This is a genomic window from Paraburkholderia sp. BR14374 (assembly GCF_040948685.1).
In the GTDB taxonomy this organism is placed as follows: Bacteria; Pseudomonadota; Gammaproteobacteria; order Burkholderiales; family Burkholderiaceae; genus Paraburkholderia; species Paraburkholderia youngii.
This window is the reverse complement of record NZ_JBFPKF010000008.1, coordinates 217977-230081: the sequence shown is the minus strand read 5'-3', so window position 1 is coordinate 230081 and position 12105 is coordinate 217977. Positions and strand designations below refer to the sequence as shown.

The window sequence follows — 12105 nt, the reverse complement described above, 5'->3', positions numbered from 1 at the left end:
CTGTTTGCCTTAGCCAAAGTCAGAATTGACTGTTCCCGGAATCCATGAACACACCGCTCGTGAACGCCCCAGGTAACGCTTCCGGTCTCGCTCCCACGGCGGCGGCACCCGCCGCCCTGCCCATCCTGCCGCGCCCGTCGGCCGAAGAATTCGCTGCCGTGCTGGAGCACGGCGCGTACATGCCGCTGTCGCAGTTCGGCGTGATCGACACGACCGGCGACGATGCGGCAAGCTTCCTGCACGCCCAGTTGACCAACGACGTCCAGCATCTCGATGCTGCGAACGCGCGCCTCGCCGGCTACTGCTCGGCCAAGGGCCGGCTGCTCGCGTCGTTCCTAAGCTGGCGCAGCGGCGACACGATCCGCCTGCTGGTATCGAAAGACGTGCAGGCCGCCGTGCAAAAGCGCCTGTCGATGTTCGTGCTGCGAGCAAAAGCCAGGCTCGTGGACGCGAGCGGCGAGCTCGCGGTGGTCGGCCTCGCGGGCGACGTGCGCGGCGCGCTGTCCGGCGTGTTCGACGCGCTGCCCGACGGTGTGCACGTGCAGGTCGACGGCACCGCGGGCACGCTGATCCGCGTGCCGGACGCGTTGGAGCGGCTGCGCTATCTGTGGATCGGACCGAAGGCGCAGGTCGAAGCGCTGCTGCCGTCGCTCGACGGCAAGTTGAAGCGCGTGTCGCCGGCCGTTTGGGACTGGCTCGACATCCGCGCGGGCGAGCCGCGCATCACGCAGCCGGTCGTCGAGCAGTTCGTGCCGCAAATGGTCAACTTCGACGTGCTCGGCGCGGTCAATTTTCGCAAAGGCTGCTATCCGGGTCAGGAAGTGGTCGCGCGCAGCCAGTATCGCGGCACGATCAAGCGGCGCACGTCGCTCGCCAACGTCGCCGGCGAGCTTGATACGGTGCGCCCCGGCGCCGAGCTGTTCCACTCGGACGATCCTGGCCAGCCGTGCGGGATGATCGTCAACGCGGCATCGGCACAAGGCGGCGGCGTCGATCTGCTGGTCGAGATCAAGCTCACGGCGCTCGACAGCGGCAGCGTGCATGTCGGCGCGGCCGACGGCCCCGCGCTGCGCTTCCTGACGCTGCCCTACGGGCTGCCGGCCGAGGTCTGATCGTTGGGCAGGTGAGAAGCGGCGCAATCGGGCGCCGTTTTTTATTGGCTGCTTTATTCTCGTCTGATTTTTGTCGCTTTCTTTGCCGTCAGCCTTTGCGGCATCAGGCGGCCGCCCATGCTCTGAACGGGAGATGCTCCCCGATGTGCCTGATCGTTTTCGACTGGCGACCCGATGCGGTCGATGGTCCACTGTTCACGCTCGCCGCGAATCGCGATGAGTTTTTCCGCCGCACGGCCGAGCCGATCGGCTGGTGGCGCGACGCGCCGGGCGTGCTGGCGGGCCGCGATCTGGTGGGCGGCGGCACGTGGCTCGGGCTGTCGCGCGACGGCCGCTTCGCCGCGCTGACCAATTACCGCGCGCCGGGCGAAATGCGCGCCGATGCGCCGACCCGCGGCACGCTCGTCAGCAACTGGCTCACGAGCGCCGCGCGCGACGCCGACGGCCATCCGCACGAAACGCCGCTCGCCTATCTGGAGCACGTCGCGCAAAGCGGCGACATCTACAACGGCTTCAACCTGCTGGTCGGCGACTGGACACGCCGTGAGCTCGCGTGGTACTGCAATCGCGGCGCCGTCGACGCAAATAGTGGCCCCGCGCTGCTCGCGCCCGGCACGCACGGCATCTCGAACGCGGTGCTCGACACCGCGTGGCCGAAGCTGGTCAGAAAGCGCGGCGAGCTCGGCACGCTGCTCGCGCGCAATGCAATGCCGCCGCTCGAACGCCTGATCGATCTGATGCGCGATCCGCGGCTCGCGCGCGACGACGAATTGCCGTCGACCGGTATTCCGCTCGAACGCGAGCGCGTGTTGTCGGCGGCGTTCATCGAATCGCCGGAATACGGCACGCGCAGCACCACCGCGCTGCGCGTCGCCGCCTATGGCGACGTGATCGGCGTCGCGGTCGCCGAGCGCAGCGACGACAACGGCTCGCACCGCATCGTGCGGCCCGGCGATTTCGAGCGCAGCTTCGCGTTCAACGTCGAGCGCGACCGGATGAGCGTGGCGTGATCGTTTGATCGGCGCCTCGCCGGCGCATGCGCCGCCGGCCGCTCACCGCTTCGCGACGACTGCCCTCACCCGATGCCGAATGCCGCGCGCAACGCCGCCGCGGCATCCGCATGCGCCTGTCCGACTTCGGGCACGAAGCCGCCCATCTTGAAGAACTCGTGGATCATGCCGGCGTAGCGCTTGAGCGCCACCGGATTGCCGAGCGCGCGTAGTTTTTCCGCATACGCATCGCCCTCGTCGCTGAGCGGATCGTATTCGGCGGTCGCGATCCACGCGGGCGCGACGCCGCGAAAATCCGGCGCGCCGCGCTCACCGTCGAGCGGCGCGAAACGCCAGTCGTCGCGATCACCGCTATCGCGCAGGTAGTGCTCGAAAAACCACTGGATCGTGTCGCCTGACAGCAGGAAGCCGTCGGCGAGGCGTGAGTGCGAGTCGGTCTGCTGATGGCCGGTGGTGCCCGGGTAGATCAGCAATTGCAGCGCGAGCGCGATGCCGGCATCACGCGCAAGCACCGCGCAGACCGTCGCGAGCGTGCCGCCCGCGCTATCGCCGCCGAGCGCGAGCCGGGTGTCGTCGATGCCGAGCTCGGCCGCGTGCGCGTGCAGCCAGCTAAGGGCGTCGAAGGCATCGTCGACCGCGGTCGGAAACTTGTGCTCGGGCGCGAGCCGGTAATCGACCGACAGCACCGCGCACTGGCCGTCTCGCGCGAACATCCGGCACAGCGCATCGTGCGTGTCGACGCTGCCGACCGTGAAGCCGCCGCCGTGGTAGTACACGAACGCCGGCAGCGGCTCGGCCCAGTTCGGCTCGACCGGGAAGTACAGGCGCGCGCGGATCGTCGCGCCGTCGCGCGTCGGCACCCGCAGGTCTTCGACGGAGAACATCGGCGCGCTCGGGATCTCGAGGATCGGCGCGCTTTTCTCGTACGACGCGCGCGCCGCTTGCGCGCTCATCTGGTGATACTGCGGGCGTTTGGCCCGCGCGATCATGTCGAGCACCTGCTCGATCGTTGGATTCAGCGGCATGGTTTCAGCAACGTGATGCGCACAGCGCAGCGCGGCGCGCGGTGCGCCGATTGTTGTCAGGACCCGGTGCAGCGGCCACGCAGCCGGCCGCTACTCCGCGTTCTTCACCTCGGGTTTCAGCGACATCGGATCGGACGGCTCGCGCAACTGCTCGATGTCCTCGTGACGCAGCTTGACCGTCGCCATGATGCCCGGGTGCGTGATGATATAGAAACGGCGCGCGGCGATTGCCTCGAACGCGATGTCGGCGACATCGTCGGCGCTGAGCTTGCCCGACTGCACCGCACGCTGCAACTGCTTGGCCGCAGCGATCTGCGAGCGCGTCGGCCGGCTCGCGTTGCGCAGCTCGTCCGGACGCGCGCGCTCGGCCTGGGCGATGCCGGTCGGCACGAAGGCGGGACACAGCAGCGAACAGCCGACCTCGCCGCCCGTGCCGGCCTGCGCGAGCTTCAGGTCGTGATACAGCGTCTCGGTCAGCGCCACCACCGCATGCTTGGACGCGTTGTAGATGCCCATCGCCGGCGGCGCCAGCAGCCCCGCGACCGACGCCGTGTTGACGATGTGCGCGGGCTCGTTCTGCGCCAGCATGAGCGGCGCGAACACGCGCACGCCGTGCGCGACGCCCATCACGTTGACGCCGAACACCCACGACCAGTCGTTGGCCGAGCTTTCCCACAGGAAGCCGCCGGTGCCGACGCCCGCGTTGTTGAACAGCAGGTGGACCTTGCCGAACGCGGCGAGCGCGGCTCGCGCGAGCGCCTCGACCTGCGCGGCGCTCGATACGTCGGTCGGCACGGCGATCGCTTCGGCGCCGCCTTCGCGCAATGCGTCGACGGTCTGCGCGAGCTGCTCTGCGTCGACGTCGGCGAGCACGAGCTTCATGCCGAGCGCCGCGCCCTTGTGCGCGAACGCGCGGCCGAAGCCGCTGCCCGCGCCGGTGATCACCGCCACCTTGCCTGCGAATTCGAACATCGAGTGACTCCCTGTTTGAGTGGCGGCTGGCCGATGCATGACGACGTCGTGCTCAGATCAGCTTGACCAGTTGCTTGCCGAAGTTGCGGCCCTTCAGCAAGCCGATGAATGCCTCGGGCGCGGCTTCGAGCCCTTGCGCGATCGTCTCGCGATAGTGCAGCTTCTTCTGCGCGACGAGCGTGCCGAGCTGCTTGAGTGCCTCGGGCCACACGTCCATATGTTCGCTGACGATAAAGCCCTGCACGAGCAGCCGCTGCGTGAGCATCAGCGACGGCTGCTTGAGCGGCAGCGGCTGGCCGTCATAGCCCGCAATGAAGCCGCACAGCGCGATGCGCCCGAACGCGTTCATGCGCGCGAGCGTCGCGTCGAGGCCCTCGCCGCCGACGTTTTCGAAGCAGCCGTCCACACCATCGGGCGTCGCGGCTTTCAGGTCCTGGTACAGGTTGCCGGCCTTGTAGTCGACGCAGGCGTCGAAGCCGAGCGTGTCGACCACATAGCGGCACTTGTCCGCGCCGCCCGCGATGCCGACCGCGCGCGCGCCGGCCACCTTCGCGAGCTGGCCGACCACGCTGCCCACCGCGCCGCTCGCCGCACTGACGACCACCGTCTCGCCCGCCTTCGGCGCGATGATGCGGTTCAGCCCGTACCACGCGGTGACGCCCGGCATGCCGACCGGGCCGAGATACGCGGACAGCGGCACGTGCGTGTCGTCGACCTTCTGCATGCCCGCGCCGTTCGAGGTGCCGTACTCCTGCCAGCCGAACATCGCGACGACCTTGTCGCCGACCGCGAACTTCGGATTCCTCGTCTCGACGACCTCGCCGACCGTGCCGCCGATCATCACCTCGTTCAGCGGCTGCGGCGGCGCGTACGACTTGCTGTCGTTCATGCGTCCGCGCATATACGGGTCGAGCGACAGATAGTGGTTGCGCACTCGTACTTCGCCGTCGGCGAGCGGCGCCAGCGGCGTTTCGACGAGCTTGAAGTTATCGGGCGTGGCTTCGCCGTGCGGGCGCGAAACCAGCAGCACCTGGCGATTGATCTGGGCCATAAAGTCGTCTCCTTGGATTGTCGGGGATTGACCTGCATTCGTCGAATCCAGGTCGGAAGCTGACTGCGATGAGGGCTCAGTCGCTCGGACCGGGCTTGGCCGCCGGGTCGCTGCGCAGACGCTGACGCCTGACGTCGCGGCCCACCGCGAGGCGGCGCATGTACTTGAAGGTGCCGAGCGCCTTGGCGACGAAGTGACCTTCGCTGTCGCGGATCTCGCCTTCGCAATAGGCCATCGTGGTCGAGCGATGCAGCACGCGGCCGGTCGCGCGCAACTCGCCGCGCCCCGGCTGCATGAAGTTGACCTTCATCTCGACGGTGACGACGCCGACGCCGTCGCCCGCGAGACTGCGCGCGGCCATCGCGAGCGCGGCGTCGGCGAGCGTCATCGTGACGCCGCCGTGCGCGACGTCCCATGTGTTCATATGATCGGGTTGCAACGGCAGCACGACTTCGCTGACGCCATCGGCGGCGCGCAGCAACTGCGCGCCGAGACGGTCGATGAAGGGGCTTTCCGGCAACGATGGGTTGCCTGTTGTGGCGGAAGTGGTTGGATCGGTCATGGCGGTGTCTGGAGTTCGTGGCCGGCAACCTCTGAAATCGATTCGCCGCGTCCCGGTACTCCGCGAGGTGTATGCATTGGCGCTAAATGGGAAATTCTACCGGCTATCGCGTGGCTCCATCCGCCTCATTCCGCTCCACCATGCGCGTCGCCAATCGCCCCAATCGGCGCACCGCTTCATCGACCAGATCGAGGTCCGCGCTCGGGCAACTGAGGCGGATGAAACGATCGAAGCGCCCGGTGTTCGAAAACACGGTCCCAGGCATGACGCGGATGCCATCAGCCAACGCCGCCTCGAAAAACGCGGCCGACGACAACCCGTGCGGCAACTCGACCCAAAAGAACATGCCGCCGCGCGGCGAGGTGAAGCGCGTGCCATCGGGAAACGCCGCGGCGATCCCCGCCGCCATGCGCTCGCGCTGAAGCCGCAGGCTCTCGCGTAAGCGCCGCAAATGCCGGGCGTAGGCGCCCGTCCCCAGAAACCCGGCGAGCACGACCTGCGCAAGCTGATCGTTATGTCGCGACTGCGCGAACTTCAGCATGCCCACGCGTGGATGCCAGCGCCCGCCATTGATCCAGCCCACCCGCATGCCCGGCGCGAGTGTCTTGTTGAACGACGTGCAATGGATCACGGTGCCGTCGGTGTCCCAGGCCTTCAGTGAGCGGGGAGACGGTTCTCCATCGACGAGATCGCGATACGGGTCGTCTTCGATCAGCGCGACGCCGGCACGCGCGCACAGCTCGACGACACTTGCCTTGCTGGAGTCGGGCATCACGCTGCCGAGCGGATTCTGCAGGTTCGGCACCACGACCACGGCCTTGATGTCGCGATGATTTTGCAAAGCGAAGTTCAGCGCTTCGACGGAAAGGCCCGTGCTCGGGCTCGCCGGAATTTCGAGCGCGCGCAGTCCGAGGCTCTCCAGTACCTGCAGCAGGCCAAAAAAACACGGCGATTCGACCGCGACGGTGTCCCCGGGCTGCGTCACCGCGCGCAACGCGAGGTTCACGGCTTCGATGCCGCCGTGCGTCATGATGATCTCATCCGCGCCGATCTCGATGCCGCCTTCTAGCGCACGCCGCGCGATGATCGCGCGCAAAGCCGGATCGCCGAAGTCAGGGCCGGCCGAGGTCAGCAGCCTGGGCTCGCGGCGCAACGCGCGCATGGTTGCCTGCTGTAGTGCATCGGTCGGATAGAGATCGGGCGCCGCGGTTGCGCCACCGAGATTGAGCGCCTGCGGATAGCGCTGGTACTTCGACACGATCGCCGAAATCGTCGCATGGATGCCGACGAACTGCGCCTCGCCCGGCGGCATCGTCAGATCCGGTTCGGAGGCATTGGGCAGCACCGTGGCGGGCACGCGGACGAAATAGCCTGAGCGCGGCCGCGCATCGATCAACGCGTCGCGCTCGAGCACACGGTAGCTCTCGGTCGCGGTCGCGAGGCTCACGCCATGCCGCTGCATGAACGCACGCATCGACGGCATGCGGTCGCCTGGGCGCAGCACGCCGTTGCCGATCGCGCGGCGATATTGATCGGCCAGTTGCCGATAAAGAGGCTGGCGGTCCGCTGAAGGGGCAGCGAACGCGTCGCGCGGTTCGAAGGTCAGTTTGCTCATACGCCGATCGTGCGGACAGTCCGCGCGGAACAACAGATACACAACGGCACGATTGGGACCGATACAGCACGGCGAAAGCTTTCGCTGTATCGGTTCCGATCGTCGATGGATGTCGCTGTTCGCACGTCAGTGGCCTCAATAAGCTGTACCGCATGAAAACGAATCGAAGGAAAGCGTGATGCCCGTTCCGACCTCCGCTGGGATTCCGGCTCGCCCTGCTGCATTACGCCTCGCGCGCGGCCAGGCCGCGATGCTCGATCTGAACGCCGGGGCCACGATCGTGGCCGTCGAAGGCGATCTCGAACTCGAATTTCGCGATCACGCGCTCGCGTGGCTCGGCAGCGCCGTACCGTGCACGTCGATCATCGTGCGCGAAGGTGAGCATTTCATCACCGGCCAACGCGGCGTCATGTCGATCCGCGCGTCGCACGCGGGCGCTGCGGTGCTGACCGCGCGAGCTTCGCCCGGCAATGCAGCGGAACTTCGCGAACTCGTGCGTCGAACCGTCCGGCGACTCGCTGGTGTCGTCGCGAGATCGTGGCGGCGTACTGCCTGAACTCCGACTCATCGCGAAAATCGACGCCTCGCCGCCAGTTAGAATGCGTGATCAACCGCTCCCTGCTTCGAGGTGCCGGTCATGTCCTTCCCACGCACGCGGCGTTTCAGCCGTTTCGCCACCTTCGTACGCTATTTCCACCTCGCCTGCGCGATCACGCTGACGCTTGGCGCATGCGCCGGCCTGCTCGGCGGCGATGCGTTGCGCGTCAACGTCGCCGGCATCGAGCCGCTGGCCGGCGAAGGCCTCGAGATGCGCTTCAACCTGAAGCTGCGCGTGCAGAACCCGAACGATTCCGCAGTGACCTTCAACGGCATCGCGGTCGATCTCGAACTGAACGGCAAGCCGTTCGCGAGCGGTGTCAGCGACCAGAGCGGCACCGTGCCGCGCTTCGGCGAAACCGTCGTCAGCGTGCCGCTGACCGTGCCCGCGTTCGCTGCGGTTCGCCAGGCGCTCGGGCTTGCGGACATCGCGCAGTCCGGCCAGGTTCCGTACCGGCTGCAAGGCAAGCTCGCGGGCGGCCTGACCGGCACGACACGCTTCACCGATCAGGGCATGTTGACCCTGCCGGGCATGGCGTCGCAGTAGGCACGAGGACGGCGGATAAAAAACGTCGAACCCCCGGCGCCCGTCTTCTTGAGGCGCGTTCGAGCCCGACTTACGCGATCTCGAACAGACCCGCCGCGCCCTGCCCGCCGCCGATGCACATCGTCACGACGACGAACTTCACGCCGCGCCGCTTGCCTTCGATCAGCGCATGGCCGACGAGCCGCGCACCCGATACGCCATACGGATGGCCCACCGCGATCGCGCCGCCGTTCACGTTCAGGCGGTCATGGGCAATACCGAGCTTGTCCGCGCAATAGAGCACCTGCACCGCGAACGCTTCGTTCAGCTCCCACAGGCCGATGTCCTCGACCTTGAGGCCGGCCTTCTGCAACAGCTTCGGCACCGCGAACACCGGGCCGATGCCCATTTCGTCGGGCTCGCAGCCAGCCACCGCGAAGCCGCGGAAAATGCCGAGCGGCTGCAGCCCTTGGCGTTCGGCCAGCGTCGCGTTCATCACGACGCAAGCCGATGCGCCGTCCGAAAACTGGCTCGCGTTGCCCGCGGTGATCACGCCGCCCGGCAGCGCGGTGCGAATCTTCGACACGCCTTCGAGCGTCGTGTCGGCGCGGATGCCTTCGTCGCCGCTGACGGTCACTTCCTTCGTGTAGAGACGGCCGCTCGCCTTGTCGGCGACACCGGCGAGCACCGTCAGCGGCACGATCTCGTCGTTGAACCTGCCGGCTTCGAGCGCGGCCGCCGCGCGCTGCTGCGAGCGCACGCCGTATTCGTCCTGGCGCTCCTTCGAGATCGAGTAGCGCTTCGCGACGTTCTCGGCGGTCTGCAGCATCGACCAGTAGATTTCCGGCTTGTGCTCGGTGAGCCAGCCGTCGGTCATCATGTGGGTGTTCATCTCGTTCTGCACGCACGAGATCGACTCGACGCCACCCGCGACGTACACGTCGCCCTCACCGGCGATCACGCGTTGCGACGCGAGCGCGATCGTCTGCAATCCCGACGAGCAGAAACGGTTCACGGTCATGCCCGGCACGCTGACCGGCAGGCCGGCGCGCAATGCGATCTGCCGCGCGATGTTGCCGCCCGTCGCGCCTTCCGGATTCGCGCAACCCATGATCACGTCCTCGACGCGCGCCGGATCGAGCTTCGCGCGCTCGACCGCGGCCTGCGTCACGTGGCCGCCGAGCGTCGCGCCGTGTGTCATGTTGAAACCGCCGCGCCACGATTTGGCGAGGCCCGTGCGGGCGGTGGATACGATTACGGCGTCAGTCATGGGTCTCTCCAATTGCAATGTCGAAGTGGCGCGCCGGCTCACCGCCGTGCGTTCAAAAGCGCATCACCGCGCCGCCTCTGTCGTTTGATGCGAGCGCTGCGGGCGTCACCCGCAGCGCTCAATTCGTCTGCTGAAGTGGGCCGTGCTCAGCCGTTGAAGCCGCGACCTTCGGCCGCCAGCTTCGCGATGCTCGGCGCGAGCTTCCACGCGTCGCCGTTCGGCCGCGCCGCATAGCGGCGAATCGCGCGCTCGACGTTGTAGAGCCCGACCGTATCCGCGTACAGCATCGGGCCGCCGCGATGGAGCGGGAAGCCGTAGCCGGTCAGATAGACCATGTCGATATCCGACGCCTTCGACGCGATGCCTTCCTCGAGAATCTTCGCGCCTTCGTTGACGAGCGCGAACACCAGACGCTCGACGATTTCCTCGTCGCTGATCTTGCGGCGCTCGGAGTGGGTTTCCTTCGAGTACTCGACGATCATTTCGTTGACCACGCCGGACGGATACGCGTTGCGATCGCCCGCCTTGTAGTCGTACCAGCCGCCGCCGGTCTTCTGGCCGAAGCGGCCCATCTCGCACAGACGGTCGGCGATCTTCGAGTAGTGCATGTCGGGATGCTCGATATAGCGGCGCTTGCGGATCGCCCAGCCGATGTCGTTGCCGGCGAGGTCGCTCATGCGAAACGGGCCCATCGCGAAGCCGAATTTCTCGATGGCCTTGTCGACCTGCGCGGGCAATGCGCCCTCTTCGAGCATGAAGAGCGCCTGACGCAGATATTGCTCGATCATCCGGTTGCCGATAAAGCCGTCGCACACGCCCGACACCACCGCGGTCTTCCTGATCTTTTTCGCGAGCTTCATCACGGTGGCGAGCACGTCTTTCGCGGTCTCCTTGCCACGCACGACTTCGAGCAGCTTCATCACGTTGGCCGGGCTGAAAAAGTGCATGCCGACCACATCCTGCGGACGCTTCGTGAACGCGGCGATTTTGTCGACGTCGAGCGTCGACGTGTTCGACGCGAGGATCGCGCCCGGCTTCGCGACTTCATCGAGCCGGCGGAACACCTGCTCCTTCACGCCGAGCTCTTCGAATACGGCCTCGACGATCATGTCGGCCTGCTTCAGGTCGTCGTAGGACAGCGTCGGGCTCAGCAGCGCGAGACGCTGCTCCATCACCTCGGCCTTCAGCTTGCCCTTCTTGACGGTCGCCTCGTAGTTCTTGCGGATCGTTGCGAGACCGCGGTCGAGCGCTTCCTGCTTCGTTTCCAGCAGCGTGACCGGGATGCCCGCATTGAGGAAGTTCATCGCGATGCCGCCGCCCATCGTGCCGGCGCCGATCACGGCCACCTGATTGATCTCGCGCACGGGCGTATCGGACGGCACGTCGGGAATCTTGCTCGCGGCGCGCTCGCCGAAGAACGCGTGACGCAGCGCATGGCTCTCCGGCGTCTGCACGAGCGCGATGAAGCATTCGCGCTCGAATGCGAGGCCCTTGTCGAAGCCGTTCTTGACACCGGCTTCCACCGCGTCGATGCATTTGTGCGGCGCCGGGAAGTTCTTTGCGATTGCCGCGACGCTATTGCGCGCGAACTCAATGAAACCGGCCGCGTTCGGATGTTCGATCTTGCGGTCTCGCACCTTCGGATGCGGGCCCGTTTGGGCGCCGACCTTGCGCGCGAACGCGAGCGCGGCTTCGGCCAGTTCGGCGGGATTCGCGACCACCTGGTCAAACAGCCCCGAATCGGCCAGCTTTTCCGACAGCACCGGCGCGCCCGACACGATCATGTTCAGCGATGCTTCCAGACCGATCGCGCGCGGCAGACGCTGCGTGCCGCCCGCGCCCGGCAGGATGCCGAGCTTCACTTCGGGCAGCGCGATTTGCGCGCCGGCCGCGGCGACGCGGTAATGCGCGCCGAGCGCGAGCTCGAGGCCGCCACCCATCGCGACGCTGTGAATCGCCGCGACGACCGGCTTCGCGCTGCCTTCGACGGCCTTGATGACGGTCGCGAGCGTCGGTTCCTGGGTCGCCTTCGGCGTATTGAATTCGGTGATGTCGGCGCCGCCCGAGAAGGCCTTGCCCGCGCCCGTCAGCACGATGGCCTTGATGGCCGAGTCGTTCTGCGCGCGATCGAGCCCTTCGACGATCCCCGCCCGCGTCGACAGACCGAGCCCATTGACGGGCGGATTGTTCAGCGTGAGAACGGCCACGCCGTCATGAGTTGTGTAGTCCACTGCCATCTGCGTGCCTCCGTGCGATCCATGCATTCATTGAGGCGGCGCATGATGCGCCGCCTGTCCGGTTCATCGAGCCTGATTATTGTCAGACTTTCCCGAGCGACGGTCCCGGTGTCAGCGCGCAGAATACA

The 12105-nt window shown here is 66.9% G+C and carries 11 protein-coding genes; 4 read left to right on the top strand and 7 right to left on the bottom strand.

Annotated elements, in window-relative coordinates; genetic code table 11:
* Positions 1-44: 44 nt before the first annotated feature.
* Both AB3X86_RS20760 and AB3X86_RS20755 read left to right on the top strand, forming a co-directional pair.
* The gene (locus tag AB3X86_RS20760; protein WP_368597433.1) at positions 45-1112 is read left to right on the top strand and encodes a folate-binding protein YgfZ; all 1068 of its coding nucleotides are present in this window, start codon (positions 45-47) and stop codon (positions 1110-1112) included.
* Between the two features lie 143 nt (positions 1113-1255).
* Positions 1256-2122, top strand: coding sequence for an NRDE family protein (locus AB3X86_RS20755; RefSeq protein ID WP_176119835.1), 867 nt, complete (start codon positions 1256-1258; stop codon positions 2120-2122).
* Positions 2123-2187: 65 nt separating this feature from the next.
* On the opposite strand, the gene AB3X86_RS20750 is transcribed toward AB3X86_RS20755, so the two are convergent.
* The 5 genes from AB3X86_RS20750 to AB3X86_RS20730 all read right to left on the bottom strand — a co-directional run bounded on the left by AB3X86_RS20750 (position 2188) and on the right by AB3X86_RS20730 (position 7347).
* Positions 2188-3147 (bottom strand): alpha/beta hydrolase, encoded by a 960-nt coding sequence (locus AB3X86_RS20750; RefSeq protein WP_368597432.1) that lies wholly within the window; start codon positions 3145-3147, stop codon positions 2188-2190.
* Between the two features lie 90 nt (positions 3148-3237).
* On the bottom strand, positions 3238-4119 hold the full coding sequence (locus tag AB3X86_RS20745) for an SDR family oxidoreductase (protein WP_368597431.1): 882 nt from the start codon (positions 4117-4119) through the stop codon (positions 3238-3240).
* A gap of 52 nt (positions 4120-4171) precedes the next feature.
* Positions 4172-5170 carry an NADP-dependent oxidoreductase gene (locus AB3X86_RS20740; RefSeq protein ID WP_368597430.1) on the bottom strand — a complete coding sequence of 333 codons (999 nt, stop codon included), beginning with the start codon at positions 5168-5170 and terminating at the stop codon, positions 4172-4174.
* A gap of 76 nt (positions 5171-5246) precedes the next feature.
* A complete protein-coding gene (locus AB3X86_RS20735) occupies positions 5247-5732 on the bottom strand; it encodes a PaaI family thioesterase (RefSeq protein WP_368597429.1) in 486 nt (161 codons plus the stop codon).
* Between the two features lie 103 nt (positions 5733-5835).
* The gene (locus AB3X86_RS20730; RefSeq protein WP_368597428.1) at positions 5836-7347 is read right to left on the bottom strand and encodes a PLP-dependent aminotransferase family protein; all 1512 of its coding nucleotides are present in this window, start codon (positions 7345-7347) and stop codon (positions 5836-5838) included.
* 178 nt (positions 7348-7525) lie between these two features.
* On the opposite strand from AB3X86_RS20730, the gene AB3X86_RS20725 reads away from it, so the two are divergent.
* Complete coding sequence (locus AB3X86_RS20725) at positions 7526-7903, top strand: hypothetical protein (protein ID WP_368597427.1); 378 nt, start codon at positions 7526-7528, stop codon at positions 7901-7903.
* An 81-nt stretch (positions 7904-7984) separates the two neighbouring features.
* Entirely contained in the window at positions 7985-8491 is a 507-nt protein-coding gene (locus AB3X86_RS20720) for an LEA type 2 family protein (protein WP_368597426.1), read from the top strand.
* A 70-nt stretch (positions 8492-8561) separates the two neighbouring features.
* Here the strand turns inward: AB3X86_RS20720 and AB3X86_RS20715 are convergent, their stop codons facing one another.
* Positions 8562-9740 carry an acetyl-CoA C-acyltransferase gene (locus AB3X86_RS20715; RefSeq protein WP_368597425.1) on the bottom strand — a complete coding sequence of 393 codons (1179 nt, stop codon included), beginning with the start codon at positions 9738-9740 and terminating at the stop codon, positions 8562-8564.
* 146 nt (positions 9741-9886) lie between these two features.
* Entirely contained in the window at positions 9887-11977 is a 2091-nt protein-coding gene (locus tag AB3X86_RS20710) for a 3-hydroxyacyl-CoA dehydrogenase NAD-binding domain-containing protein (protein WP_368597424.1), read from the bottom strand.
* Between the last annotated feature and the right edge of the window lie 128 nt (positions 11978-12105).